Origin of the sequence: Streptomyces sp. NBC_00647, from assembly GCF_045207245.1 — a bacterium.
Classification (GTDB): domain Bacteria; phylum Actinomycetota; class Actinomycetes; order Streptomycetales; family Streptomycetaceae; genus Streptomyces.
In genome coordinates, this window is record NZ_CP109040.1 from 9,892,448 (window position 1) to 9,918,749 (window position 26,302).

Genomic DNA, 26,302 nt, shown 5'->3' on the forward strand with positions numbered 1-26,302 from the left:
AAACGGCCCGTCCATGAAACGAGTCACCCCCGCTCTCACCCTGGGGCTCTGCGCACTCCTGGCGAGCTCCGTCCCGGCCCAGGCCGGCGAACGGACCACCGACAGCTACGGCACCAAGGCCGTGTACGAGGCGCGGCAGGACACCCGCACCTACCAGCGGGCGCCCCGCGGCTTCGTCCCGGTCTTCACCGAGAACGTCTCCCGCCACGGGGCACGCTCGGCGACCGACAGCGAGGACGGCGACCTGATTCTCGCCCTGTGGGACAAGGCCGAGAGCGAGGGCGAACTCACTCGGAAGGGTCGCGGGTTCGGGCCCCGGGTGCGCGCTCTCCTCGACGCCATGGCGACGGTCGGGTACGGCAACCTCAGCGGACGCGGCAAGCGCGAGATCCAGGAGACCGCCGTCCGCGCGGAGCAGCGGCTGCCCGGGCTCTTCGACCGGATCGCCGCCGACTCCGAGAGGATCGACGTGGTCAGCTCGGGGCAGGGCCGCGCCGTCGACAGCGGCAACCTGTACGGCGCCGCGCTCGCCGCCGCCGACCCGGACCTGGCCCCGCTGATCGGCCCCACCCGCACGGACAAGGACCTGCTCTACTTCCACAAGGCCGCGGGCGGCGCCGCCTACCGGGACTACATCGCGAACGACCAGCGGCTCGCGACCACCCTCAAGACCATCACCGACCAGCCCGCCACCCACCGCGCCGCCCGCAGCGTCCTGCGGGAGATCTTCACCGACGACTTCGTGCGGCGCGTCACCGACGGCGAGTTCTCCTCCATCGGCAGCGACGTCGACGCCGCCGAGGCCGTCTACAACCTGTACGCCATCGCCCCCGCCATGAGCGACGAGAGCCCCGGCGGAAGAGGCTGGGACATGCGGGGCTACATCTCCCGGCACGATGCCGCCTGGTTCGGATACCTGGGCGACACCGAGGACTTCTACGAGAAGGGCCCGGGCTTCGCGGACAGCGACATCACCTACAAGATGGCCGACGTCCTGCTCGACGACTTCTTCCGCCAGGCGGAGGCCAAGCGCGCGGGAACCAGCACGCTCGGCGCCGAACTGCGCTTCACCCACGCCGAGGAGATCATCCCGCTGGCGGCCCTGATGGGCCTGCCCGGCAGCACCGAGCCGGCCACCCCCGACCAGCCCTACACCTACGCCGACAACCCCTGGCGGGGCGCGTCCGTGGCACCGCTCGGAGCGAACATCCAGTGGGACGTGTTCCGCAAGGGCGACGCCTACCTCGTTCGCATGCTCTACAACGAGAAGGAGACGTCGTTCAAGGCCGGCTGCCGTCCGGTGTCGAAGGGCAGCACGTTCTACGACCTGAACGAACTGGAACGCTGCTTCGGGCGCGTGAAGCCCGGCCTCCTGACGGAACGCGTGAGCACAGCGGCGAAGGCCCGGCCTTGAAGCCCCGGACGATGACGTACGGGGCCTCTCGGCTTGAGTTTTGACGTCACCGTGGATCGTGGGAGGGGCCGGAGCCCGACTCGCGCGTGAGCCGGGCGAGGTACGTGTCCAGGGATTGAACACGTCCCGGGAGGACTTCCCGGAGGTTCCGCCAGCGGATCGCCGCGATCTCCTCGGTGGCCCGGAAGTCCCGAATATCGGTGGTGCGGCCTGCGAACAGCGCCGCGTTCTCGGCTTGTCGGTCGGGTGCGAGGACAAAACCCGCGTACCCGATGAACCGTAACGGTCCGTCGGGTACCTGGCCGCTCTCCTCCAGCAACTCGCGAGCGGCCGCCTGACGAGGGGATTCGCCTTCCTCTATACGGCCGCCCGGCAGTTCCCACGCCTGGCGGAATCGATCGAAGACCATGAGGACGCGGTCGGCGTGCCAGAAGGCGACCAGCGCCGCCGGCAGCGGCGCGTCACACGGTGGCGCGCCTTCGGTCCCGCGTGCGAAGGAGACCAGGTGATTGCCGCGACCGTCGACCGCGAGGGGCGGGACATGAGAGGGGGGCACCTCGCGATGATTCCCAGTCCATCGCCGTGAGAATCCGAGCCGGTCATGACGGATCAACAGCCGCGACGCGGGTGGGGCGGTTGAGGAGCAGCGGCCCTTCGGGAAACTTCAACACCGTTGCGAGGACGGCTACTTGCGCGGCCGGATGAGCCTGCCGGCAGAACCCGTGGCTTGCTGCGACCCACCTCGCGGCGGGGCTTTCTGGTGTCAGGCGCAGGCCGAACGCGAACTCAGTAGCCGGCGGTCTGGCCGCTGTACTGGTAGCCGGGGCCCGTGTCGCAGTTCGCCTTGACGTACGCGGTCACGCCCGCGTCGTAGACGGTGTTCGGCCATACGGTGGCGTTCGTGGCCTCGAACGCGGGCTTGCGCGAGTACTCCTGGCCGTCCGAGTTGCGGTGGACGGTGACGGTGCAGCCACTCTGGTCATAGTCGGGACCCCAGGCACCGGTGAGGCGCCCCCAGACGGTGCGGCAGCTCGGGCTGTAGCGGAGTTCGAGCAACGGACCGTCCGCGACGCCGTCGTAACTGCGCTTCAGACGGGTGGAGTAGATCGTCCGCCCGTCGTAGCCGCAGGACGCGGCGAGGACGTCGGGGTCCTTGTTGTCGCAGTTGGACGAGGTCCCGGTCTGGCCCGAGTACCAGGAACAGGTGGCCGCCTGGGCGGGTGTCGCCAGACCGAGGCACGCGGCGCCTGTCGCCGCTGTCAGGGTCAGCGCGCTCACCAGCGCTTTGACACGCACTCGTTGCACGGAATCGCCCCCTTCTGTCATCGTCCGCGGATGCGGAACGCGGTCAGCTTGCCAGTCGGTCCCTGCGCGCCCCAGACTCTGCGAACAGGCTCGAAGTGCGCTGGCCGCGAGGGGGAATTCGTTGCTCCGGATCCACTTCACCGAGGTAGACCTGGCCCGGACGCGGCTGGCGTCCCGCCCCGACCCGCTGTGGGAGATCGCATCGAGCCTGCACCGCTTCCAGACCCGCCGCGGCAGGTGGGCCTACTCCGGCTGGTACCGGTCGGCGGCGCACCGGCTGACCGGGTCCGGCCTCGCGCCCACGGTGAGGTCCCTGCTGATTCCCGCCTTCCCGCGAGCGGCGTACTACCCCGACTTTCTGACACCCCCGGAGTCGCAGGAGGGCCTGGCGGCGGGCCTCGAGGCGATCCTGGCGACGCCCCGTGACCGGGTACTGCGCGAGATGGCGCTGGTCGCCGGCGCTGCCCGCCACCCCTGGCTGCCGCGCCTCGCCGAGCCGGAGCAGCGCAGGACGCTGACCGACGCGCTGCGGGCGTACCACGAGTCGGCCATCAGGCCGTACGAGGAGCGGATGCAGGCCCGCATCGACGCCGACCGGGCCGTACGGGCCCGGGCCTTCCTCGACGGCGGCGCCGAGGGCCTGCTGTCCAGCCTCGCGCCGCGCATGAACTGGCGGCCTCCGGTGCTGGAGGTGGAGGACCACATGGTGGGCGGTGACCTGTATCTGAAAGGCCGCGGCCTCGTCCTCCTCCCGTCCTACTTCATCTGGCACAGCCCGGTGACCCTGGCGGACCCGGGCCTCCCTCCGGTCCTGGTCTACCCCCTGCTCCACAAAGCCCCGCCCGACCCGGTGCGCGGCGGCGGGCAACCCGCGCTCGACTCACTGCTGGGGCGCACACGGACGGCGGTCCTGCTCGCTTCAGCGCACGGCGTGACCTCGACCGAGGCCGCCAGGGCGGCCGGGGTGTCGCCGGCCACCGTCAGCTTCCACACCCGTGCCCTGCGCGACGCCGGGCTCATCGCGAGCGAGCGCCTGGCCGCCCACGTGCTGCATACGCTCACCCCGCTGGGGGCGGCGCTGCTGCGTGAGGCGAGACCCCGCCCTGCTCCAGGCTCACCTACGCGCGCCCCTTGACCGAGCGCCGCCTCCCGCAGACGCCCGCGGCGGCTCTCTCGGGCACCGTCGCGGCGGCCCGCACCGACTGCGCGTCGATGATCGCGGCCGTGGGCTCGGCCGTACGACCCTTGCGCGTGCCGCTGATCGGGCTCACCGCCCTCGGGCGCGACGCAGCCCAGGCGCCTCCGTGGCCCGCAGAGCCATACGGTTCTCGCGTCGCTCGACGGACCCGGTGGCGGCACACCGTTCTTCTCCTCGCCCTCGGTCAGGGGCGGTGGCGCTACTGCCGATCCCGTCCGTGTCAGGCGACCAGTTCGTAGATGCTTCGGGCCGTCAGCCACAGGCCGACGAGCAGCGAGAGCGTGACGATCAGCTGCTCCTGATGGTGCTCCAGCCAAGTGCGCAGCGCGTTCAACCGGGCGTTGGCGGCCGTGGGTGCCCAGACCGTGTACATCTCCATCACGATGAGGCTGAGCGTGGCCAGCAGGCAGTAGCCCGTCAGTGCGAGCCAGTCGGTGAGGGTGGAGAGATCCGCGTCGACGGCGGTCGCGGCCCCGGCGCCGACCATCGCCCAGGGCTGCAGCAGCCATGCCAGGCCGGCTGCCGCGCCCGGGGAGGCGTCGTCGATCCGGGAGGTCCAGCGTGGGGGGCCGTGCGGGCGGGGCGGTCGGCGGTGCCGGTGGGCACCGTAGACCACCAGCGCGAGGCCGATGGCGAGTTTCGCGGCGATCGCGGCGGTCGAGGGCGCACTGTGACGGGCCGGGGGCTGACCGCCGGTCAGGAGCACCACACAGGCGATCACCGCAAGCAGGTTGGCCAGCCACGACAGCAGGAAGGCCAGGCCCTGGCGAACGCCGCGCCGGGAGGAGAGCAGCAGGATGAAGGCGCTGTTGTGCAAAGGCCCCAGGGTGATCGCCGTTCCGATCACAAGCAGGTCGAGGACCATTGGATCAGTCGCTCCTGGGTATCGGGGTCGTCCGGCGCCTGCGGGCGAGCGGGCCGGTCGGAGGGTCGGGCGGCCCTGCTGCGGTGCCGCATCCCGACCCTGCAATGGGTTGCCCGGCCGGTCAAGCAGGCCACGCCCGCGCCTGGCGACAAGGCTGATGAGTGGCCGAGTTCGCTACTCCCAGTCCCTCGCGGCCTTTCGCCTCGATGGCCCCACCGATGGCGGTCCGCACTCCAACTGGCGAGGGTTTCGTCGTGTGCGGACGATCGACTTCGCCACACGCGTGCAGGCGCCGGCGCCGGGCTGCCGTCCGTCCCGCTCCATCCATTGGGCTGCCGTCCGTCCGCTCCATCCCGGGGACTGGCGAGCGGCTCGTAGAGCGGTTCAGGCGGTGGTCAAAGCCGGCCGTCGAGGAGCCCGGCGCCCTGCGGCGCACCGGAGCCCCCGCTGGTCAGTTCTTGTAGGGCACGGGCCCGCCGGTGTACGCGTCAACAAGGGGGCGCTCGCCGACCGGGCGGTCCAGTTTCACCGTCACCTCCTTGGCGAGCAGGTCTTTCGTGCAGGGACCGTCGGAGCGGCCGCGGATCCAGCCGGAGAGGACCACGCTGCTCGCCGTTTCCCGTACGTCGACCACCGGGCCGTCGTCGCAGGCCCCGTGTTGGGCGCGCACCGTGACGCGGCGGCCGTCCTTCGAGACCGAGACCAGGCCGCCCAGTGGCCAGAGCACATCTGACGGCAGCTTCAGCGACTTGATCGGAGACTTGGGGGGTTTCGCCGGTCCGGCGACCGCGACGCGGACGAGCGGAGTGTCGTACCCCTTGAGCGTGAAGTACCAGGCAGGCACGGTTGCCGGACCCCGGCTGGTGAGGAGGGTCCTCTCGCCGAGCCGGGCGCCGGTGATGACAAGGGCGGCCCTCGTGGCCTTGCCCTGGGCCAAGCCCTCGTACGAGGTCTGCGCGGAGTCGATCGACACGGTCAGGGCTCCGCCGGCGCGCCAGCGGATCTTGCCCTTCTTGGCGCTGGAGTCGGGGAGTTTGCCGCGCAGCTCGATGTTCCGGGTCTGGTACGCGAGCTTGTCGGCGTTGTTGTGGAAGGCGTCCTCGGGCAGCCGGATCGGATCGTCCAGAGGGAAGTAGCCCTCCTGCCAGGCCTTCGCGGCTTCGGAACCCTCCCATGCCTCGGAGACTCGGCGGGCACGCTCAGCACGTTCCCGGTCGTCGCTGCCGACCTGCGCCGGTGTCTCGGTACCGCAGGCTGTGGCTCCCACGGCCCCGATCGCGAGCAGGGCGAGCGCGACGAGCGGCCGGCGCAGTCTGATGCTTCGCATGTTTCCCCCGGGGACGAACGGCGTTGTGGACGGGACCCGCCACCAAATCTGTGACGCCCCGGCCGCAAGGAACGTTCACCCTCGCTTCCTGTACGTGGAATCAACTGCCCCCCGGCTTGGGGCTGTCGGGTGTGACCGCGTTCCGCCGGTTCACCGAGTGGTCCGAGGCGAGGGCGTGGGGCCAACTCCACCGCCGCACGAAGGCCCGGACTCAGTGGGAGTGAGTCCGGGCCTTCGTCGTTCTCCATCGCTGATCGCGAGTGAGTTCTGGCGCGGACCGGCTGTCCACCGGACTCTGTCACCCCGGCCGTAACGACGGACGGCCAGAGGCAAGCCCCTGTCGCTGTGAAGCGCCGGGGCCTGTCTCGTTCCTGCAGGGGTTCTGGATGCCGGTCAGGCGTAGGAGTACCTCGCCTCCGAGCACGTCGAGTGCTCCCCCTCCACGATGCACACCCGGACCTGGAGGAGAGTGTCCTCATCCATGTTGTCCGTCTCCCAGAACGTGCAGTAGCTGTCGCCTACCACGCTGTGGCCCCGCGTGCTGGCCATGACGGTCCACGACCCACCACTGAACTTCCTCTGGATCTCGATCCGAGATAGTGCCGCCACCAGGTTGCCGTACGGCGTCACGCAGCCCTCGCACATGGGAGGGCCCCACCCTCTTGGTCCGGGCTGGCGCGCTGACATCGACCTGCCGCTCGATGTGACTCCGGCGGACGTGGCGGGCCGGCGAGCGCGGCTCGCTTCCTGCCCGTGGGATCAGACATTGCCTCGCTCGCAAGGGCGTTGAGTCCTCGCGTCGGCTGGGGCGACATCGTCGGGTCGTTGCTGGTCCCTGCCGAGAGCCGTCGCACGGGCCAGGGGCGGCCCGGCGCCGATGGGCTCACGCCTTCTGGAACAGGTACACCCCGATGATCTCGCCCTTGGCCTTCACCTGTTGCCCCGACGAGAACAACTTGTCGCGCGACTCCTCGCCGAGTTGGACGTAGAGGTACTGGGCAGTGTGTAGCTTCCAGCCTTCGTCCTCGATCCGGGAGAGCAGGTCAGCCCGCGGAGGGTGCGGCACGCTGGGATGATCGCGCTTGATCTGGGACAGGGAGTAGTGGTTCAGGCTGCCGACCGTGCGCTGTGGGATCTCGGCTTCGAACCAGCCGTCGCCCCGCTCGAAGGCCTGGCGCGCGGCTTGCACAAGCCGTTGGTGCACTTCCTCGACTCGGTCGTTGTGCCGCCGGACGCTCTCAGCCTCCTGGGCGTCGGCATCCGTCACGATCTCCTTCTGTCTGCGCTGCCATCGCTCCTCGATGCTCATTCGCCCCTCCACTCTCCAGACCGGCCTGAGTCTAAATGCCGCAGCGCTACGGCCTCTTGGCCCTGGCGACCTGTCACTGAACCTTTTCGGCGTTGCCGCTCCTGGGTGAGGACGGCAGCGCCGATTGACGACATTCGATTCGGGCGTAGGCGTGGGCGGTGCCCACCGAGATGCTCGAAGCCGACGGCGATCTGCGCGAAGGTGTCTTGGTTGCGCAGGTACACCAAGGCGACCAGCGCGGGCTGGTGCGGTGCGAGTCAACACCCTGACGCGGCTGCACTTCTGCTGCCGACTGCGGAGGGTGTGTGACAGGCCCGACAGGTCATTGGATCAGGTCGGTGTGCGGATGCTCGGGAGAGGTCGGGCAGACGTAGAGCTGCATGTTGTCGGTGCTGCCTACTTCTACCTTGGTCGGCTGCGCAGGGTCCTGGCCGGCGTAGTGACTGTCGGCGTAGGCGGCGGCTCGGTCTTCGTACGGCGCCCAGCCACGCAGCTCACCACCGTCCCATTCGAAGGACGCGATGGTCAGCAGCGGGACCATCTGCACGTCGCACACAGCGCAGTACCGGGGGTTGGGGTCGGTGCGGCCCCACGGAGGCCAGCCGCCGACCTTCCAGCCGGGAGCGTCAGCCAGATTGCCGTCATAGAACTCCGCCGGATATTCCGCGTACGAGCTGTCCACGCCGACGTCGGCTGCCTGCCATCTGCTCCAGTCTTCCACCGTCAGCCGCATCTCCGGGCTCAGATCGAGGCTGTTGGGATACTCGGTGATCGCTTCTGGTGCCAGCAGACACGGCTCCGGCACATATCCCCACCAGTTCACCTCATACGGTTCCGGCGGTGCGACGAGGACGTCGCCGACCTCCGCGGCGGACCGCCAGAACAGTGCGGTCGACGGCTTGTGACCCGGATTGTGGTCGTAGGGGCACCAGAGGACCTGGAGCAGATCGGCCTGTCCGGGCGGCCGCAACAGGGGTATGTCGCGCAGATACAGCTGGGCCACGGGCAACATGGGGACCGGGCACTCCGCGGGCCCCGGAGGGCCTGCGTCGAGTCGCTCCGCGAGCATCGCGGCGTTCCGTTCCTTGATCGCCTCCTCCTCCGGCGTGAACGCGGGACCATGGGGATCACTGAGCTGCCGGGCCACCCTGCGTCGGGTCAGCCGTATGTCTGCCGGCGACTCGCGGAATCCGCTGTCCACATGCGTGCCTTCGCAGTGTGGCCACGGCTCCTCGGCCGGCCACAGCAACGGCCCCCCGACCGAACTCTCCCCTGTCGAAGGCGACCCGGGACGAGGATGCAGCCGGATCGCAGGACGCGCCAGCGGAGCCAACTCAGGAAAGACCGCGGTCACGTCCACGGGCCGCGGCGGAGTAGTACGTACGAAACCCATGCCGGCGATCCTGTCACCAGCCACTGACAACCCCCGGCCGCCTCAACCGGCGTCGGTGGCATGGGTGTTCTGCTGGCCAAGTCCAACGCACGCAGTCTCGGCCACAGTGACAGTAACGCTGCCTGTGTGACAACTGGCCTCGCGCTTTCACGGAGCACGCTGCGCGACGGGCCACCAGGCAGGCAAAGAGTGCCTTGACCAGTAAGAATGGTGCCGGCGAGTTCCCCATCGCAGCGCCCGCCGGACGCACTTCTCAAGTGAGCGCGCGTCGTTCCGCGGTGACCTGGGGTGTCCGATCGTCGTGACGGCTCAGGCTTCGAAAACCATTCGTGCGTGCGATCAAGCACCTCTACGCTCCGGGACATGCTGCCTGCCGTGCACACGGATGAGGAGTGGGATGCCGTTGTCGGCGTCGAGGCGATCATGCGGCCAGGCGCTGAGCACCTGGCTGCCCGTCTGGGCCTGGCAGGCCACTCCCTCCGGCGATATCCCGAAGGGTCTTTTCCCGTCTACGCAGTCGGTGACCGGCACGTGCTCAAGCTGTATCCCACAGTCCGCGCTGAGGAGGGCCGCACGGAAGCGCGTGTTCTGGAGCACGTCCAGGGCAAGCTTCCTGTTGCCACCCCAGAGGTCCACGCCGACGGCGAATACGAGAACGGCTGGCGCTACATCCTCATGTCGCAGCTCACCGGCCAGGGGCTGGCCGAGTCGTGGCCGCGTGTGCCGGGAGTTGACCGGGAACGGTTGGCAAGCGAGGTCGGCGAGGCGCTCGGGGCACTCCACGCTCTCGACACGGAGCCGTTGCGTGATGTACTCGGCCCACCGAGCTGGAGTGCCTTTCTTGCCGAACAGTGTGGAACAGCCGTGGCGCGGCAGCGTGAGCGCAAGCTGCCAGAGCTGTGGCTGGAACAAATACCGGAGTTCCTTCAGTCCGCACCGCTGGCCGGTGAACCGGACCGGGTGCTGCTGCACACCGAGGTCATGCGTGAACATCTGCTGGTGGATTCGAGCCGGTGGACGCTGAGCGGGCTTTTCGATTTCGAGCCTGCCGTGCTCGGCGACCGTGCGTACGACTTCGTCGCCGTCGGCGTCTTCGTCTCCCGCGGCGATCCGCGTCTGCTCGGCCGGATCACGGCCGCCTACGGCCGTGACTTCTCACCGCGCGAACTGCTTGCGCACACGCTCGTGCACGTCTACAGCAACTTGCCCTGGTACTTCAGGGTGCTGCCGACGCCGCCGAAAGCCACGCTGGATTCGCTGGCAGAGGCGTGGTTTGGCACCGTGTGAACTCACGTTGTCGACCGGCTCCAAGCCCTGCCGAACCTCGGCTGACCAGCACCTTCGAGTCCCTCCGAGCCGCATCACCCCACACGAGCAGCGGAACCCGGCGCCCACCCGACGCGACAGCCGGGCCACCAGCAACACCACGACCAGCTCGCAACAGCATGACGGTCTGACCGTGACTTGCCCCGTGTTCAATTGATGGCCGGCCAGATGGAGAGCATCGCGACGGTGCAGCCCGTGAACGAAAATGCGATCCAGTACAACGAAGCACTATTGAACGGCACTGTGTCCCACGGCTTCTGCTCCTGTTCCAAAATGTCGGCTGCGACCCGATTCTTGATCGGCACCAGCATGATGACGAACATGAGCAGGACGCAGCTGTACAAGTACAGGGTGAAAGAGGCCGAGTATCCTTTTGTCGCTGCGCTGGGTACCAAAAACACGCTGCCGGCCAGCGGGGCGAAGGAAATCAGCCGCTTTGCCTTTGGTGTCGGCATGCACCAGCGCATCGCGACCGTGTAGATGACGGTGATGACGCCGGCGATGACGACCCAGTCGTCTGTGGTCACATGAGGAGACATGGTCGGGGGCCCTCCCGGGGCTGAACATGATGCTGTTTCGCTGAAACGATGAGATTCCGCCCGCCGGATATCGGCCGGGGATCAGTGCGGCGACCGCCAAGGTGCCATGCTCAGACGGCGGCCCCCACTCCAGAGATCTGTTCCTCGGGGAAACCTCTGCTGACGCCCGGCCGTGACCGACGCTGTCAGCATGTGTTGGTGTCAGTAGCTGATGCCATCCGCCGCACGCTGCGCCAACACAGCGCCGACCCGCGAGTCCACGGGTCGCTCGTCGCTGTTCCCCGATGCCGTGCAAGCGCCGGACAGGTGACCACCTCGCCCTCCGAGCGGCGCGTTAAGCGTCCGTCCAGTCTCGAACACGGGCACAACTGCCGTCCCCAGGAGCAGAAGAGCCGGCAAGAACACAGGCACTGGCCACCCTGTGCTGTCGACGGGAGACGGCCCCGATGGCCAGGTGAACGAGACGAACGACAGCAGAACGGTGCTCAGTCCGACCGCGATCCCGCTGTGCAGCGTGAAAGTCCTTCTCATGTCCCGGAGCCTGCCAGCGCCGCCGCTTCTGTTCATTGCCTTGTCCCGGCAGAGAACAGCGGCCTAGAGCTCAGAGGGGGGCCAAGTGGGGTGCGTCGTGTCCTCGATGCGCAGGGTGGGCGGGGAGGTCGCTGACGTAGCGGCGCCCGATCGGCAGACCGGACGCCGCTACCGCTCACCTTCAGGCGGGTGAGGTGACCACCTGGCTGAGATGCCGGGCGAAGAACCGCACCGCGCTGTCGGCCTCGAACCTGGGGAAGTCGAAGTGCTTGCCCGCGTTGGCGTGCAACGTCTTCTCCTTCGAGGCGAAGGCGTCGAACAGCGCGAGGCCGGCCTGGCGCGGGATGCGCTCGTCGTCCCACTGGAGGCCGAACTCGATCGGGACGGTGATCTGCTTCGCCGTCTCGACCAGGGCATCGGGCCAGTGCAGGCCGAAGACAGCGGCCGTGATCCGGGGCTCGACCGCCACCAGCGGCACCCCGATCGCGGTGCCCAGGCCGATGCCGAAGTAGCCCACCGGCCCATCGGCGCCGATCTCCGGAAGTTCCTGAAGGGCGTCCAGGGTCGCCTGCCACTCGGGCACGGCGAACTCCGCCAGGCGGGCGTTGTAACGGACGACGATCGGGCCTTCCGGCTCGCCCGCCGTCTGCGCCTTGCGCAGCGCGGCGATCTCCCGCTCGTCGTGCGCGGTGCGCGGCCGGTCGCCGTGACCGGGCGCGTCGACGACGGCGACATGGAAGCCGCAGCCGGTCACGAGAAGGTGTGCGCGCCCCGCCATCGCCGGATGCTTCTTGTGGTTGCCGCCGCCGTGGCCCATCAGGACCAGGGGCGCACGATCGGCGCCGGAGGCCGGCGACCAGAGAACGCCGGGGACGTCGCCCACGGTGAAGTCGCGCTCGACCATGCCGTTCGACGACGACTCGGCGGTGAACTGTACAGATCGCATAGGTGTTGCCTTTCGGGAGTGCCTTGCTGTCGAGGCGCTCCCGGCGACACCTACGTCAATCGCCCGACCGTGACGGCAGGGGGAGCACCCACATCGATACAGCGTTCATGGGTCTCACCTCCTCGGACGGCGTCACAGCAAACCGCAAGCTACCAGCCCGATCATCATCCCTCCACTCCATTTCCCCACCACTGATCGCAACTACCGCGGGGCGACCGTGCCGCTGATGTCCGTCCGGGGCGGGCGGCCAAGCGGCCTGGCCGGTCGCCTACCCGCTGGCCGGCCCGTCCTCTCCCGTTTGCCGGCCGTCCGCCGGGCCCGCGCCGCCCGTCTCCACCCGGATCACCGTGTACGTCTCACCGTCCCTCGGCGGCCGCGTCCAGGAACGGGTCGTGAACGTGTGCAGCCGTCCGTTCACGATGGCATGGCGCGGCAGATGGACACCGAACTCCCCTGCTACCGCTTCCAGCAGCGACCGTTCCACCTCGGCCCCGACCTCCAAGGCACCGAAGAACCGGCTCGGATCCAGCGGATCCGGTATCTCCCCGCTCTGCTGGATCCCTCCGTCCGAGTACGTGAATGCGTACTGCTCGCCACCATCTCGCGCTACCGAGAGATGGAAGAACGAATTCCCGCGCCCTGTCCTCAGGCCGCTCCACACCACCACCGCGCGAGTGCCCTCGCTGGCGGCCGCGGCCGGAGAGACGAACCGCCGCTGGTCGAACGGGGCGGGATCGCCGTCGAAGGCGAAGCTCCAACCGGTGCCTGCCCGGCCGACCGCCATGAGGGCCCTGTCGCCGTAGGACGAGTGCTCCCGCCGGTTGTGCCGCGATCTGCGGTACGCCTCCCAGAAGGTGAAGGGTTCGTTCAGCGCGGTGTCGCCCCCGTCTGCGAGACGTCCGGGCACCTCCTGCGGTTCCACGCCCTCCACCAGGACGAACCGGAAAGACGTCCGGTTGTTGCCCGGGTCCGGCTCCGCGAGCCAGGCCAAGTTGCCCGGGTCGAGTCCGGCCGTCGGCCTCGGTGCCTCGCCCGCCTGCCCGCCCCTCGGCGTGGACAGCAGCTCCCGGCCCCGCTCCGGAGTCAGCAGCGGCCCGAGCACCGGGTCGGCCACCCACCCCAGCGGTGCCAGATGGTCCGGCCCCAGCGGCTCCCACAGGGGCAAGGCGTCCATCAGCGTCCGCCATGCCCCGTCGGTCTCTCCCCACCGCGCCAGCTCCCGCGCCCGCTCGACCGCCTCCCCGAACGGTCCGGCCGCCGTGTACCGGTACGTGCCATTCCTCACCTGCTCCAGTGTCGCGAAAGCCAGCGACGTCACGTCGTCGTCGGCGCCCCCCAAATGGAATCTCAGCGTGGAGTCATCTCGGTGCGAGCGCGCCACATGCTCGGCGACCAGCGACGGCAGCAGCTCGGGCGCGTACTGCGGGTCCGTCACCAGGTCCTCGAAGTACACCGTGTGGGTCTGTCCGAGCAGCCGACGTATCTGATCACCCAGCCCCGCGGCCCGCGGCCTGCCGTACCCCCTGGCCTCGTCCAGGGCCTTCCCGGCCCGCTCCCAGCCGCCGCCCAGCGCCTCCAGCCGGGCCTGCTCCACCAGAGTGTCCAGCTCGCGCGTCGTGTCGTTGGCGAACACCGGATCCGGGCCGCTCCGCCGCGCCTGAAGGCTGTGGAACTCCCGATGCATGTCCCGCATGAACTCAAGGAAGTTCGCGTACCGCTCGGGCGGAGCGGCCCGCCAACTCGCCCACGTGTACACGGCCCACTCACCGTCCTCGTCCACATCTTCAGGATCCAAGAGAACGTGGGTGATGTCGGACTCGACGTCGAGCTGCAGCCCGCGCCGCCAGATGCCCGCCTCCCGCCGCTCCTCGGGCCCGGCGTCCTCGTCCATGTCTTCCTCATACATGTCCGCGAGTCCCGACGCGTTGTTGTGCCAGCGCGCGTCCTCGGTCCCCGCCAGGAGCCACACGAACCCGCCCGCGTGCCGCCACCCGTCGCTGACCCTGAGGAACTCCCTGTATGACGGGGGCATCCGCAGGCCCAGGCGCGCCTCCATGGCTGCGATCCGCTCCTCGGAAGCGGGCGGGAACCCCAGCCACCGAGCCTGCCGCGCGGTCTCGTCGTCCTCGTCCCGCGTCTCGTCGTCCGGAAGGGAATCCGCCCACTCCCCACTCCACCTGCGCAGCAGGGAAGGCCAGTCGAATGCCGTGGTGTCCGTCATGAACCCGATGCTGCCACCCGGCACTGACAATGAGTCTTCGTCATCTTCGAACATGCAGGTCGGAGGCTCTGGCGTGGCGCTCGCTCGGGTTACTCACGCGTGCGTCGCAGCCAGGTCTCCGTTGTATGTAGTGTGCGGAAATGACAAGAAGCGAGCGCATCGCGGACCAGCTGGACCGGCACTGGCAAAAGAACCTGCGGCCGCGGCTGCACGGTCTTGCCGATGAGGAGTACTTCTGGGAGCCGGTGCGTGGCTGCTGGAGCATCCGCCCGCGTGGCACGTCGGCCGCACCGATGTCGGAAGGTTCGGGGGAATGGACGATGGACTACGCGTCCCCTGGCCCGGTGCCGGCGCCGGTGACCACGATTGCCTGGCGGCTGGCGCACATCATCGTCTCCTGCCTGGGCTATCGGGTCGGATGGCACTTCGGCGGCCAGGACGTCCACTCCGAGACATTCGCCTACGCGGGGACCGCTGACGAGGCGCTGAAACAGCTCGATGAGATGTATGGGAGATGGAACGCGGGGGTCCGCGAGCTCTCGGACGCCGACCTGGAGAATCCGCCCGCGGTGGGTCCCGAGCGGTTTCCCATGGAGGGCATCGTCCTGCACGTCAACAGGGAGCTGATCCATCACGGCGCCGAGATTTCCCTGCTGCGCGACCTCTACGGCTGGCAGGACGGAGCCGTACCGCGCCGAACCTGACTTTCCGGAAGTTGGCGATCGAGCTTCGGAAACCTACGTGGACTCCGTGACGCTTCGTGGCTGAGAGCTTCAATGCTCCGCTGCCTGCCTGCCTGCCTGCCTGCCTGCCTGCCTGCCTGCCTGCCGCGGCCGTCCGGACCCGCTCGTGCGCGACCGGCCCGGCAGACTGTGCCCGCGTGCCCGCGCCCTTTTGCCACGACGGTGTGGTCGGTGCGACCGTGCGTCCGACCCGCTCACGAGGGCGGTTCTGTCCCGGCCTGCTCGCTCACCATGTACCGCGCGTACCAGTCCGGCCAGTCCGGGTCCTCCGCGCCGATGCGTGCCTCGTGCTCACCGTGCGCCGCCGCGGCCCGCCGCAGAGCGCTCGCCAGATCCTCGGCCGAGGCGAACGAGGTGGTCGCGGGATCCAGTCGTCCCGGAAGCCGCGTGGTGATCTCTTGCAGCAGCCAGCCGTTGCCGTCCGGGTCACTGAACGACAGGAAGGAGCCGTAGCTGCCGCGTTGAGGATCGGGGCCGGGCACCCGGGCGTCGGTGCCGGCGTGGTGGAAGACGCCTCCGGCGTCGTGAAACACCTCGCCCGGGTCGGCGCCGCCTCGTCTCAGCTCCTCGCGGGCGGCTTCGATGTCGTCGACGACCAGGTGCAGTCCGCGAGCGGAGCCCGGGGCCTGATCGGTGACCGATCTGCCGAAGATGACCGAAGCCGGGGAACCCGGAGGGGTCACCTGCACCACCCGGAAGTCGCCGTCGGTGGCGACGTCCGCGTCGAGCCTCCAGCCCAGCGCCGTGTAGAAGTCCTTGGCCCGGTCGACATCGGACACCGGCACCACCACGACCTCGAGTTTCATGTCCATGGCTTGTTCCTCTCCTCTCGGACCTGGACCGGTTACCGGCGACGACCTGATCCGCGAGCGGCGCCGGACCGCACGCGACGGCCGGCTGCGGCATGGGCCGGGGCAGCGAACGGTCAGCGCGCGACGAGCTGCTGGCCACCGTCGATGTCGTAGGTGGCGCCGGTGAGGGCGCCGTTGGCCATGATGTGCACTGCGAGGGCGGCGACATCCTCAGGTCCGACCACCCGACCGATGGGCAGGGTCTCCCTCAACTCCGCCCGCCGTGCGTCGAGTTGGTCGCCGAGGAGGGAAGCCGACAGTGGTGTGTCCACGAACCCGGCCGCGATGAGGTTGACCCGAACAGGGGCGACCTCCAGTGCCAGGTTGGCGGTCAGAGCCGGCAGCGCCGCGGTGAGAGCGCCCGTCACGGCCATCCCGAGCGCGGGCCGCCGGCCGCCGGTGCCGCCGATGAACAGCAGCGTTCCCCCGGCTCTGACCTTCTCCCGGCTCGCCCCAGCCACTGCCAGCATCATCGCGATACGCCCGCCGAAGTCGTACGCGGCCTTGGCCAGGTCGAGTTCGGCGATCGGGGTGTACGACGGGCTGCCCGCCGTGACCATCACATGGTCCACCGGCCCGGGCAGCTCTCCTATGAAGCGCTCCAGGTGCTCGACGTCCCGGGCGTCGAACGCGGCCGTGCTCAGCGGGCTCAGCTCGTCCGCGGCCCGTTTGAGGCGTCCGGCGTCGCGCGCCACGAGAACCAGCTCGCCGCCTGCCGCACGCACCTGCCGCGCGGTCTCCAGACCGATGCCCGCGCTGCCTCCCACCACCACGACCGTCTGCCCGGCAAGCAGTCCGTGTGCTCCACCGGCCTCTCCATCGGTCCCACTCACAAGGGGGTCACCACCCTCAGAACACGGATTCCGTACGTTCCCCGCTCGCGCCTACGAACGCAGGCTCAGGGGCCCCTGCCCATGGAGGTTGTGGGTGGCGCCGGCCTGCGCGACCCCGTGCGCACCGCGCTCGCCTCACCCCTCGGCCGGGGCATTTGCGTTGGCCGCGTCATGCCCCATGCCCTCCGGCACAGGCCGCCGATCCGACTTTCAGTCTGTCACTCGTTCGAGTGGACGGCATCCGCGACTCGAGAGGCGGTGCTCGTCGACCGGTTACCGGTCGGGCGGGCAGGGGGCCCCGTCTCTCTGGTAGTCCAGCTGTAGATCGCTCATGGCTGGTGGCGCCTATGTGCTCCGCGGTTTGCGTGGCCTGTGCCAACTGCCGTGCGGCCGGTTTCGTTCCCGGGCCAGCGTCGCCGCGTCGAACTGGGCCTTGCTGGTCACTGCTCGTGGTCCATGTACGAGCGTGGTCGCAGTCGATCGCCACGGGACAGCCGAGGCCCAGCCGACCAGGGGCATGGTCTCGTCGTAGTGCGGAGCGAACTGCGCGACGGTGATGGTGGGCATCTGATAGTTCAGGCTGCGGACGTGTTCGATGAACGCGTCGGGCAGCGAGACATGGTGCGTTTCCACGTAGTGCGGGAAGTCCTGGCGCCACAGCCAGGAACCGTCGGTCGCCAGGGAAGAACATCCCGGTGAGTGTCGGTGGGCGCTTCCGGTGATGACGTCGTGTCCGCCTTCCATGACGTCGATGAGGACGTGGCCGGCGTCCAGGTAGGCCACCAGGTCCATCTCGTCCGGCTCGCCGACGGACTGGACGGCATCGCGTATCGATCCGTTCGGCTGGCCGGAGCAGTTGTCCAGTTCGTCGTAGAAGCCCAGCAATCCCAGCACGGCGTCTCCTTTCCAGTACACCGGCACTGCGGGCCGGATCGAGAACTCCCAAGTCGCCGTCCACCTCGCCTACGCAGGCCGGCGCGGACACGCCGCACTGGACCGGGAGCTGTACATCCAGCGCTCGTGGACCGGCCGGCCCGACCGCTGTCAGGCGGCCGGGCTCAACCCGGACACCGTGTTCGCCACCAAGCCCGAACTGGCCGCCCGCATGATCACCCGCTTCCCGGATTCCGGCCACCACGCCCCCTGGGTGGCAGGAGGCGAGGTGTACGGCGGCAACCGCACACTGCGCGCCGCCCTGGAGGAACGCGCCACCGGATACGCCCTCGCGGTGGCCCGCACCTACGAGCCAGTACAAACGCCAAGCGGCGACCCAAGCATGATCGTGATCTACAGCTGGAGTACAGGGCCCCTTACCTGCGTGCGCTCGGCATGATGCGGACCAGGCACCGGCTGATCCGTAGCTCTTTGGTGCTGGCGGTCCCGATCGCGACCCAGTGAGCTGAGCCGAGCTGATCAGGACAGGGGCCGATGGAGTTCACCACCGGCCCGTTCGTCATGTCAGGAAGCCTGGCGGCGGCTACTGGCACCAGGACCTTTCACCGGTGCAACGGGCCGCTTCAGCCAACCGTGTTCACGGCAGGCTGGGTTCTGGGGCGGTGTGGATGCTGCCTGGGCCGTCGGCCGTGCCGGAGGCATGCGCCGGGAGGCGTCGTACGGCTGGGACGCAGAGCAGCGCGAGGGCGGCGGGGACCGCGAGGACTGTCATGGCGTAGAGGGTGGGTCGCACGCCGAGGGAGTCGGACACCGGGCCGGCCAGTGCAAGGCCCAGGGGCATGAGTCCGGCCGACAGCAGGTAGTCGTACGAACTCACGCGGGACAGGGCGGCTTCGGGCACGTGTGTCTGCAGCGCGGTCTCCCACAGCACGAAGAAGAGGGAGACGCCGACACCGGTGATCCCTTCGAGGACCGTGATCAAGGCGAGTGAGGAGCCGGATCCGATGATGATCGCCTGGCAGGAGCCCACGGCGAGTCCTGCGGCGGCGAGGGCCATGGGGCGCGGGACCTTCAGCCGGTAGGCGCAGACGTCTCCGACAACGGAGCCGATACCGAAGCCCGCAGTCACGGTCGACCAGGCTGCCGCACCGCCCCACTCCTGTTCGGCCAGGACAGGCCCCAGCACGAACACCGACGGCAGCACGACAACGTGGTAGACCGCGATGGCGGCCATGCCCGACCACACCCACGTCCGGCTGCGCACCTGCACCCAACCAGCGCGCACTTCCTTGAGGAACGTCCCCCCGGCGGTGGGCTCTGCTGTCTCGGGTGCCGTGCTGCGAGGTTTCAGTCGGGCCAGGAACGCGGCACTGGCGGCGAAGGTCACTGCGTCCAGGGCCAGAGCGCCGCCGGGGCCGAGCCACGCGACCACACCGCCGGCCAGAGCCGGACCGAGCACCAGCGCGGACGACTGGGTGAATCCTCGCAGCGCATTCGCCTCCCGCAGCCGGTCAGGTCCGACGACCAGTGGCAACAGCCCTGTGGAAGCGGGCATGAAGAACGCGTCGGCCGTGCCGAACACCAGCATGAGCAGTGCGAGATGCGAAATCTTGGCAGCGCCGGTGATCAGCAGTACGGCAATGAGCCCCTGTACAGCGCACCGCACCACGTCGGAGACCAGCATGACGCGGTGCCGCTTGAAACGGTCCGCCCACACACCACCGACCAGGGCGAACAGCAGCATGGGAATCAGCCCGGAGGCCGCTACCAGCCCGACATCGGAAGCGGACCCGCCGATGGAGAGCACGGCAAAGGGGACGGCTACGAACGAAACACGGTCGCCCAGCACCGACAGCGACTGTCCGATGAACAGGCGGGCGAACTGCGGCTCGTCGCGCAGCACGCCAGGAATCAAGAACTTCACGTGGTGGCCGATCAGGGGCAAGAGGACAGAGGCGAAACGCCCGATGGTAAGGCAGGCCGTCCTGGCCTGGCACCTGAATTTCTCCAGGTCGCAGCCCGTTCCAGGACTTCCCGCAGGCCTGTGGTCGCCGCACCTCGAAATCCTGCAGGCTCCACCCACGACTCATCGACACGGGACGGGAGCGCTGAGCGAAGCGGAAGCCCGCGTCGTCGCCGTGGGCCCGGGCCGGCCCGGCGGGCGACCTGGGTCGGGGGTCGTCCCCCTTTGTGTCGGCCGCATCCCCGCGCCAGAGGTCACCTCCCCGCGTACCGCCTTGTATCGAGCGTTTGACACAAGATCTCGACCAGGGCATCTTGTACCCACCGCTTGATACAAGAATATCCGGGGGGATCTCCACATGCTCGACACCGATGCGCTCCAATCCCGGCTCCTCGACCACGCCGACCACTTCGCCCGCTGGTCCGGCCTGGCCATCGGCATCGTGGCCGCACAGCACCTGGTAACGATGGACAGCGACGACATCACGATGCCTCTCGTGTTCGCCATCACCGCTTTCGGCCTGTGTGCGGTGGGCGGTGTGCTGCTCGGCGACGCCCTGACCCTGCGTCCCCAGGCAGCGGTACGCACCGCGAGTCTCGCCCCGCGCCTGATCCGAGACCAGGTGCCGCCCCGTATGGCGCCTCTGCTCCTTCTGCAGGCGGCGTCCCTCGTCACCCTGCTGCTGATCGGTGCGGTCACGGCCTCCTCCGACTTTGACCGGACCGGCAGAGCGGGGCGTGTCGTCAACGTCACCTGCGAAGGGATGCGCACATCCCTCGGGCCCTGGCCCGGCCTGTACTACAGCGGCCCGATGTTCGCCGCCCTCGCGGTCGGGACCCCCGTCTGTGTCTGGGCCCTGCGCCGCATCGCCCACGGCCCGGGGGACGACCAGCAGCGCCGCGACCGTGCGTGGGCGATCACCGGAGCCTGGGGGCTGCTGGTGTCGAGCCAGGTGCTGCTCGTCGTACTGATGGTCCTTGTCGCACTCACGGACAAGGCCTGCGCCGGCCCGCTGGGCGCCGCCACCATCGTGGCGATCTGCCCCCTGGGCCTCCTGGGCATGTTCACCTTCGGATGGTCCCTGGTCACCGTGGTGGCCCCCCGGGCGGTCGACGACGGGGCAGCCGACGACGGGACATTCGACGATGCGTGACTCCGCCGTCCGCGTCGACACCACCAGCCAGGTACCGCCGTACGAGCAGATCCGCGCCCAACTGGCCGCGCTGATCCGCACCGGACGGCTGGTCGAGGGCGAGCGCCTGCCGACCGTGCGTCAGCTCGCCGCCGACCTCGGTCTGGCGCCGGGCACCGTGGCGCGTGCCTACCGCGAGCTGGAGACCGCCGACCTGATCCGCACCCGCCGTGGAGCGGGCACCCGGGTCGCGGCCCTCCCGTCCGATTCGCACACACACGATGCCGACCAACTCGAGACTCTGGTGAGGGACTTCACGTCCGCCGCCCGAGCGCTGGGCGCCGATACCGAGGACATCCTCACGGCCGTCCGTGACGCCTTGGACCCAGGGCCCGCCTTCTCCCCGGCCGCCGCCGACGGTGGAGCGGGTGGACCCGAAGGGCCGGGCGCCTTCATCTTCGACGACGACCCGAGCGACCACGGCTTTCGTACTTGATCGTCACCCCGGATCCAGATGTCCCCACAATTCGGTACTGACCGGAGGCGATGCTGGGGCCGGGCATTGCCTTTTGGAGTTCATCGATCCTGCGAAGGGGCTTGTGGGAAGGGGTATTTCATGACCTCTTCCACAGGCCCGTACGGTCGGTTTCATGGAGTGGAATTTTCAGACGGCCGAGATGCTCGCGACTGCCTTGCGTGCCGGTGAGGTGACTTCGGCGGAACTGACCGACGCGGCGATCGCCCGTATCGAGCGGGACGACACCGCGATGAACGCGATCTGCGTGCCGGACTTCGACCGTGCGCGGGCCGCCGCGCGCGCCGCCGACCAGGCGCGCGCCCGCGGTGAGGACCGCCCGCTGCTCGGCATTCCGGTGACGGTCAAAGAGTCCTACAACATCGCCGGGCTGCCCACGACCTGGGGGATGCCGCAACACCGGAACTACATTCCGGCCGAGGACGCGGTGCAGGTGCGGCGGCTCAAGGAAGCGGGCGCGGTAGTGCTCGGCAAGACCAATGTGCCCTTGAGGCTGCAAGATGTGCAGACCTTCAACGAGATCTACGGAACCACCAACAACCCGTGGGATCACGGCCGCACGCCCGGTGGATCCTCCGGCGGCTCAGCGGCGGCCCTGGCGTCCGGATTCGGCGCGCTGTCCATCGGCTCCGACATCGCCGGTTCGTTGCGCACCCCCGCCCATTTCTGCGGTGTCTACGCACACAAGCCGACACTCGGGCTGGCGGCCGTCCGCGGTATGGTCCCGCCGCCCGAGCCGGCACTCCCGGCCGACCTTGACCTCGCCGTCGTCGGCCCGATGGCGCGCACTGCCCGCGACCTCACGCTCCTGCTCGACGTCATGGCCGGACCGGACCCGCTGACGCTGGGCGTGGCCCACGACCTGAAGCTGCCGCCCACGCGCCACGAGCGGCTCCGCGACTTCCGGGTCTTGGTCCTCGACACGCATCCGCTCATTCCCACCGGGTCCGCCGTGCGGGCGGGCGTGAACCGGGTGGCCGACGCGCTCGTCGACGACGGCGCCCGCGTCGAACGGCACAGTCCGCTGCTCCCCGACCTGACCGAAGCCGCGATGCTCTACACGCAGTTGCTCTTTTCGAGCTCCGTCGCGCGCTTTCCCGTCGAGGCGTACGCGCAGCTGCGGACCCGAGCCGCCGGACTGAGCGCAGACGACCGGAGTCTCGAAGCGGCGCGGTTGCGCGGCATGGTGTTCAGCCACCGGGACTGGATCGAGGCGAACAGCCGTCGCGAGCTCCACCGTCACGGCTGGCGACGGCTCTTCGCCGAGTTCGACGCCGTGGTGTGTCCCATCACTCCCACTCCCGCGTTCCCGCACGATCACCACCCCGATCCGATGGAACGCCGGATCGACATCGACGGCGTCGAGTCCCCGTACCTCGACCAGCTCGTCTGGGCCGGGGTGGCCACCATGCCCGGCCTGCCCGCCACCGCCATACCGACGGGCAGGTCCCCCGAGGGCTTGCCGGTGGGCGTGCAGCTCATCGGTCCGATGTTCGAGGACCGAACTCCGCTGCGGCTGGCCGAGTTGCTCGAGCGGAAGATCGGCGGCTTCCAGGAACCGAAGTAAGGCGTAACACCGGATGTCCGCCGAGGACGAGGTGCGGATCCTCGTGGGTGGCGGCCTGTTCGGCCGCTTCGCCGATGACCTGCACCGTTTCATGGGGGAGATGTCACATCCCACCGCTGCGAGCGTGGAGCCGGCTGCCGATTCACCTGCCGGGACGGCTCGCCGGCTCGCTGCCGGTCAGTCGATCAGGACCCCCGGGTTGAGGATGTGATGGGGGTCCAGGGCGTCCTTGGCCGCGCGCAGCGCGAGCGCGAAGGGCTCCGGGCGCTGGAGGTCGTAGGCGGGACGGTGGTCGCGGCCGACGGCGTGGTGGTGGGTGATGGTTGCCTCGTAGCGGTGCAGGACGTCGCCGGCGGCGGCTTTGATGTCGTCCCAGATCTCCACCTCCTCGCCGGGTCTGCCGGCGACGGCCACGGTGAAGTAGGGGGCTGCGCCGTCGGGGTAGACGTGGGTCAGGCGGCAGTTGATGGTGGCCGGGTGTCCGGTGGCCTTCAGTGCGGCGGCGCCGACCTGGGTGCGCACGGCGTCGATCAGGGCGGGAATCCTGTCCCAGGTGGCGGCGGTCTCGAAGGTTTCGACGACGGCGCCCATGCGGGCCAGGCCATCACGTAGGTAGGGCATGCGCAGGAACGCCGAACGCCAACTGCTCACGGCGGTGACGGCGTTGTGGTCTCCCCTCGGATCCTCGCCGCGGCCGCCGTGGGCGCGGGCCAGGTCCAGGGCACTCGTGAGACGGTCGGCAACGCCGGCGGTGGCGGACTCGAAGCCCAGGATCAAGATGGCGGAACCATCGTGCGAGGCACCGGACAGCAGGGCCTCGCCCGGATCCAGCAAGCGGCAGTTCGCGGGCGCGAGGTCGCTCTGGGCGATGGCACGCACCGCGTCCAGTGCCTGCTGGAAGTCGGCGAAGGCCACGGACGTCGAGGCCTTGTGCCGCGGGCGCTCCTGGAGGCGCATCCATGCCTCGGTGATGACACCGAGCACGCCCTCGGAGCCGAGGAACAGGCGGTCGGGCGACGGTCCGGCGCCGGACGCGGGCAGGCGCCAGGACGCGCTGACGCCGGCAGGCGTGACGACGCGCAGCGACTGCACGTAGTCGTCGATGTGGGTGCGGCCGGTGGCGTAGTGGCCTCCGGCCCGCGTGGCCAGCCAGCCGCCGAGGGTCGAGAACTCGAAGCTTTGCGGGAAGTGACGCAAGGTGAGGCCGTGGGACCGCAATTGGTCTTCCAGCACCGGGCCGAGCGCACCGGCCTGGATGCGGGCCGAACGGCTGACGGCGTCGATCTCCAGGACCCGGTCCATCGAGGTCAGGTCCAGCGACAGCACGGCACGATGGGCGTCTCCGCGATACTCCACGCCGCCGACCACCGAGGATCCGCCGCCGAAGGGGATGACGGCCACGTCCTGCCCGCCGGCCCAGTCCAGCAGGTCGGCCACCTCCCGGCCGTCGGTCGGGCGGGCGACCAGGTCGGGGATCCGGCCCGGCCGGCCCCGCAGGGCCCGGATGACGTCGCGGTAGGCCTTGCCCATCGCGTGGGCGGCGCGCACCTCGGGATCGGCGGTGACCAGGTGCGCCAGTGTGTCCGGGGGAGTCGCCCCGGGGCGGGCGATGTCCAGGTCGGCGACCCGGGGGATCGGCAGCGGGCGAGGCAGGGTTCCCGGCAGTAGGGCTCCCAAGGCGGCGCACTCGGCATCGGCGGGGTGGGAGTCGGCGTACCCCCAGCCCCACCAGGAGCGGGTGCGGGAGGTGCCGGGGTCGGACGGGGCGACAGGCATGCGTGTGCTCCCAGCGGGTCCACTGAATTTACCCAACGGAAAATTACCCTAGGGTAATATCGAAGGCATGACAACGCCTTCCTCCAGGGCCGGCACCAAAGGCGTGCCCAGGGCCGCGCGCGAACAGCAAGTCCTGGCCGCCGCCACCGAGGAGTTCGGCCGCCGCGGCTACGAGGCCACCACCGTGGCCGTCGTCGCGGCCCGCGTGGGCGTCACCAAACCCCTCCTGCACCACTACTTCGGCAGCAAGCAAGATCTCTATCTGGCCTGCCTGAACCCGGTCGGCGATCGCCTGCTGGACGCGATCCGCGCCGCGATGGCCGAACACACCTCCGAAGCACCGCCCACAGCTCTCCGCGTCCTGCACGCACTGTTCACGGCGCTGGACGGGCAGCGCGAGGCGTGGTTCGTCCTCTACGACACCACGCTGCCGCCCGACAGTGACGCCGCCCGACGCGCCGAGCATTACCGCCGTGCCATCGACGACCTCGCCGCGGTGGGCACCACCGACCTCCTGGACGCGGCAGGTTCCAGTGATCCGCTGGACGCCGACGCACTCAAGTACGCCTGGCGCGGCCTGTGTACCGCCCTGGTCCGCTGGTGGGTCACCCACCCCGATCAGTCACCGGAGGCCATGGCGCAACGGTGTGCACGGCTCTTCGCCGTCGGCCACAGCATCTTCGCGAGCGGCGGCGACGGCATGTGAACCGGATGCGTGCCGCCTTCGGAACAGCGGGCGGCGCGGCCGACCGGATCGTCGGGCGCAGCGGCTGGCACTACCCGGGTTCCAGGCACGCCGTACGTCAGGAGGGGCGTCAGACCGGGCGGACATCGCAAGCCCTGACAACGGAAGCGTGGCTCACGGTCGTTCCTGGGAGTTCCCTGGGGCCTCGCCCCGCTCGCCTCGGACCGTTCGCTTGAGATCTGCTGTGTCTCGGGGCGGGAGGAGGCGTCGAGCCTTGCGTGAGTGGCTCCGGGGGGCGGGTATCCGTGGGATCTGACGGATGGGCAATCGGGCCACGAGTCTTGATCGTTTCCGAGCCTGCTGATTGGTTGGTCGGCATGACCGAACTCGGACCCGTCGCCTGGCCGCCTGCCCCGATCAAGACCGGACGGCTCGTGCTCCGCGAGCCCGAGGCACGGGACCGTGCGGTGTTCATCGAGCTGCTCGCGTCGCCGGAGGTGCACACCTACCTCGGCGGCCCCCGCCCGCGTGACGAGCTTGAGCGCGAGATGCCCGAGGCGCCCGAGCGGTGGCCCGGGAGCTTCGTCGTCGATCTCGACGGGTCGATGATCGGCCAGATCCTGCTCAGAAGGGCACCGGGGCACCGGCGCCCGGCTGCCGAGGGGAAGGTCGATCTCGGCTACCTGTTCCTGCCGCGGGTGTGGGGGTTCGGGTACGCCGCCGAGGCGTGCGCGGCGGCACTCGGCTGGCTCGCCGACGCGCTTCCCGGCGAGCCGGTGGTGCTCACCACCCAGACCGCCAACGTCGGCTCGATGCGTCTCGCGGCGAAGCTGGGGTTCACTGAGGTGGAGCGGTTCGAGGCCTGGGGCGCAGAGCAGTGGCTCGGCATGTGGTCCCCGGTCACGCCGTCCGATTGAGTTCGCTCCCGACAACGAGGATGCGCGACAAG

The 26,302-nt window shown here is 69.4% G+C and carries 25 protein-coding genes and 4 pseudogenes; 12 read left to right on the plus strand and 17 right to left on the minus strand.

The window, feature by feature from the left end; all coding sequences use genetic code 11:
* Window positions 1–13 precede the first annotated feature (13 nt).
* Window positions 14–1,414 carry a histidine-type phosphatase gene (locus OG788_RS43645; protein WP_406377001.1) on the plus strand — a complete coding sequence of 467 codons (1,401 nt, stop codon included), beginning with the start codon at window positions 14–16 and terminating at the stop codon, window positions 1,412–1,414.
* A gap of 46 nt (window positions 1,415–1,460) precedes the next feature.
* On the opposite strand, the gene OG788_RS43650 is transcribed toward OG788_RS43645, so the two are convergent.
* On the minus strand, window positions 1,461–1,970 hold the full coding sequence (locus OG788_RS43650; protein ID WP_406376428.1) for an NUDIX hydrolase: 510 nt from the start codon (window positions 1,968–1,970) through the stop codon (window positions 1,461–1,463).
* Window positions 1,971–2,200: 230 nt separating this feature from the next.
* Window positions 2,201–2,719, minus strand: a complete 519-nt coding sequence (locus OG788_RS43655) for a DUF2690 domain-containing protein (protein ID WP_351542411.1) — start codon at window positions 2,717–2,719, stop codon at window positions 2,201–2,203.
* A gap of 121 nt (window positions 2,720–2,840) precedes the next feature.
* On the opposite strand from OG788_RS43655, the gene OG788_RS43660 reads away from it, so the two are divergent.
* Entirely contained in the window at window positions 2,841–3,854 is a 1,014-nt protein-coding gene (locus tag OG788_RS43660; protein ID WP_406376429.1) for an ArsR/SmtB family transcription factor, read from the plus strand.
* Here OG788_RS43660 and OG788_RS43665 read toward each other — a convergent pair.
* From OG788_RS43665 to OG788_RS43675, 3 genes are all read right to left on the minus strand, one after another.
* A complete protein-coding gene (locus tag OG788_RS43665) occupies window positions 3,838–3,990 on the minus strand; it encodes a hypothetical protein (RefSeq protein WP_406376430.1) in 153 nt (50 codons plus the stop codon). The genes OG788_RS43660 and OG788_RS43665 overlap by 17 nt on opposite strands.
* 147 nt (window positions 3,991–4,137) lie before the next feature.
* Window positions 4,138–4,782, minus strand: coding sequence for a GAP family protein (locus tag OG788_RS43670; RefSeq protein WP_406376431.1), 645 nt, complete (start codon window positions 4,780–4,782; stop codon window positions 4,138–4,140).
* Between the two features lie 451 nt (window positions 4,783–5,233).
* The gene (locus tag OG788_RS43675) at window positions 5,234–6,109 is read right to left on the minus strand and encodes a hypothetical protein (RefSeq protein WP_406376432.1); all 876 of its coding nucleotides are present in this window, start codon (window positions 6,107–6,109) and stop codon (window positions 5,234–5,236) included.
* Between the two features lie 83 nt (window positions 6,110–6,192).
* On the opposite strand from OG788_RS43675, the pseudogene OG788_RS43680 reads away from it, so the two are divergent.
* Window positions 6,193–6,303, plus strand: a pseudogene (locus OG788_RS43680) (IS5/IS1182 family transposase); the annotation flags it as partial.
* 199 nt (window positions 6,304–6,502) lie between these two features.
* Here the strand turns inward: OG788_RS43680 and OG788_RS43685 are convergent.
* Complete coding sequence (locus tag OG788_RS43685) at window positions 6,503–6,754, minus strand: hypothetical protein (RefSeq protein WP_406376433.1); 252 nt, start codon at window positions 6,752–6,754, stop codon at window positions 6,503–6,505.
* An 89-nt stretch (window positions 6,755–6,843) separates the two neighbouring features.
* Between OG788_RS43685 and OG788_RS43690 the strand changes: the two are divergent.
* Window positions 6,844–6,936: pseudogene (locus OG788_RS43690) on the plus strand (IS5/IS1182 family transposase); the annotation flags it as partial.
* Between the two features lie 56 nt (window positions 6,937–6,992).
* On the opposite strand, the gene OG788_RS43695 reads toward OG788_RS43690, so the two are convergent.
* From OG788_RS43695 to OG788_RS43705, 3 genes and pseudogenes are all read right to left on the minus strand, one after another.
* A complete protein-coding gene (locus tag OG788_RS43695) occupies window positions 6,993–7,418 on the minus strand; it encodes a hypothetical protein (protein WP_351542480.1) in 426 nt (141 codons plus the stop codon).
* A 145-nt stretch (window positions 7,419–7,563) separates the two neighbouring features.
* Window positions 7,564–7,675 (minus strand): annotated as a pseudogene (locus OG788_RS43700) (transposase family protein); the annotation flags it as partial.
* Between the two features lie 65 nt (window positions 7,676–7,740).
* Window positions 7,741–8,811 (minus strand): hypothetical protein, encoded by a 1,071-nt coding sequence (locus OG788_RS43705; RefSeq protein ID WP_406376434.1) that lies wholly within the window; start codon window positions 8,809–8,811, stop codon window positions 7,741–7,743.
* A 363-nt stretch (window positions 8,812–9,174) separates the two neighbouring features.
* Here OG788_RS43705 and OG788_RS43710 point away from each other — a divergent pair, with 363 nt between their 5' ends.
* Window positions 9,175–10,098, plus strand: a complete 924-nt coding sequence (locus OG788_RS43710; protein WP_406376435.1) for a phosphotransferase family protein — start codon at window positions 9,175–9,177, stop codon at window positions 10,096–10,098.
* Window positions 10,099–10,286: 188 nt separating this feature from the next.
* Here OG788_RS43710 and OG788_RS43715 read toward each other — a convergent pair whose 3' ends face one another.
* The 3 genes from OG788_RS43715 to OG788_RS43725 form a co-directional block, all read right to left on the minus strand.
* Entirely contained in the window at window positions 10,287–10,664 is a 378-nt protein-coding gene (locus tag OG788_RS43715) for a hypothetical protein (RefSeq protein ID WP_406376436.1), read from the minus strand.
* Window positions 10,665–11,388: 724 nt separating this feature from the next.
* On the minus strand, window positions 11,389–12,153 hold the full coding sequence (locus OG788_RS43720) for an alpha/beta hydrolase (RefSeq protein WP_406376437.1): 765 nt from the start codon (window positions 12,151–12,153) through the stop codon (window positions 11,389–11,391).
* Between the two features lie 268 nt (window positions 12,154–12,421).
* A complete protein-coding gene (locus tag OG788_RS43725; RefSeq protein WP_406376438.1) occupies window positions 12,422–14,374 on the minus strand; it encodes an SMI1/KNR4 family protein in 1,953 nt (650 codons plus the stop codon).
* Between the two features lie 140 nt (window positions 14,375–14,514).
* Here OG788_RS43725 and OG788_RS43730 point away from each other — a divergent pair, with 140 nt between their 5' ends.
* The gene (locus OG788_RS43730; protein WP_406376439.1) at window positions 14,515–15,078 is read left to right on the plus strand and encodes a DinB family protein; all 564 of its coding nucleotides are present in this window, start codon (window positions 14,515–14,517) and stop codon (window positions 15,076–15,078) included.
* A gap of 233 nt (window positions 15,079–15,311) precedes the next feature.
* Here OG788_RS43730 and OG788_RS43735 read toward each other — a convergent pair whose 3' ends face one another.
* The 3 genes from OG788_RS43735 to OG788_RS43745 form a co-directional block, all read right to left on the minus strand.
* On the minus strand, window positions 15,312–15,929 hold the full coding sequence (locus tag OG788_RS43735) for a VOC family protein (protein WP_356749719.1): 618 nt from the start codon (window positions 15,927–15,929) through the stop codon (window positions 15,312–15,314).
* 113 nt (window positions 15,930–16,042) lie between these two features.
* Window positions 16,043–16,801, minus strand: coding sequence for an SDR family oxidoreductase (locus OG788_RS43740; RefSeq protein ID WP_406376440.1), 759 nt, complete (start codon window positions 16,799–16,801; stop codon window positions 16,043–16,045).
* Between the two features lie 345 nt (window positions 16,802–17,146).
* Window positions 17,147–17,695, minus strand: a complete 549-nt coding sequence (locus tag OG788_RS43745; RefSeq protein ID WP_406376441.1) for a hypothetical protein — start codon at window positions 17,693–17,695, stop codon at window positions 17,147–17,149.
* Window positions 17,696–17,708: 13 nt separating this feature from the next.
* Here OG788_RS43745 and OG788_RS43750 point away from each other — a divergent pair.
* Window positions 17,709–18,068: pseudogene (locus tag OG788_RS43750) on the plus strand (transposase); the annotation flags it as partial.
* A 264-nt stretch (window positions 18,069–18,332) separates the two neighbouring features.
* On the opposite strand, the gene OG788_RS43755 reads toward OG788_RS43750, so the two are convergent.
* Complete coding sequence (locus tag OG788_RS43755; RefSeq protein ID WP_406376442.1) at window positions 18,333–19,598, minus strand: MFS transporter; 1,266 nt, start codon at window positions 19,596–19,598, stop codon at window positions 18,333–18,335.
* A 418-nt stretch (window positions 19,599–20,016) separates the two neighbouring features.
* On the opposite strand from OG788_RS43755, the gene OG788_RS43760 reads away from it, so the two are divergent.
* From OG788_RS43760 to OG788_RS43770, 3 genes are all read left to right on the plus strand, one after another.
* Window positions 20,017–20,811: a hypothetical protein gene (locus tag OG788_RS43760; protein WP_406376443.1), complete on the plus strand. Its 795-nt coding sequence runs from the start codon at window positions 20,017–20,019 to the stop codon at window positions 20,809–20,811.
* Window positions 20,804–21,286 (plus strand): GntR family transcriptional regulator, encoded by a 483-nt coding sequence (locus tag OG788_RS43765; protein WP_406376444.1) that lies wholly within the window; start codon window positions 20,804–20,806, stop codon window positions 21,284–21,286. The genes OG788_RS43760 and OG788_RS43765 overlap by 8 nt, the downstream gene beginning before the upstream one ends.
* Before the next feature lie 154 nt (window positions 21,287–21,440).
* Complete coding sequence (locus tag OG788_RS43770) at window positions 21,441–22,892, plus strand: amidase (protein ID WP_406376446.1); 1,452 nt, start codon at window positions 21,441–21,443, stop codon at window positions 22,890–22,892.
* Window positions 22,893–23,069: 177 nt separating this feature from the next.
* Here the strand turns inward: OG788_RS43770 and OG788_RS43775 are convergent, their stop codons facing one another.
* Window positions 23,070–24,668, minus strand: coding sequence for an FAD-binding oxidoreductase (locus tag OG788_RS43775; RefSeq protein WP_406376447.1), 1,599 nt, complete (start codon window positions 24,666–24,668; stop codon window positions 23,070–23,072).
* Between the two features lie 67 nt (window positions 24,669–24,735).
* Here OG788_RS43775 and OG788_RS43780 point away from each other — a divergent pair, with 67 nt between their 5' ends.
* Both OG788_RS43780 and OG788_RS43785 read left to right on the plus strand, forming a co-directional pair.
* Window positions 24,736–25,374, plus strand: a complete 639-nt coding sequence (locus OG788_RS43780; protein WP_406376448.1) for a TetR/AcrR family transcriptional regulator — start codon at window positions 24,736–24,738, stop codon at window positions 25,372–25,374.
* Window positions 25,375–25,730: 356 nt separating this feature from the next.
* Complete coding sequence (locus OG788_RS43785; RefSeq protein WP_356749737.1) at window positions 25,731–26,270, plus strand: GNAT family N-acetyltransferase; 540 nt, start codon at window positions 25,731–25,733, stop codon at window positions 26,268–26,270.
* The last annotated feature ends 32 nt before the right edge of the window (window positions 26,271–26,302 follow it).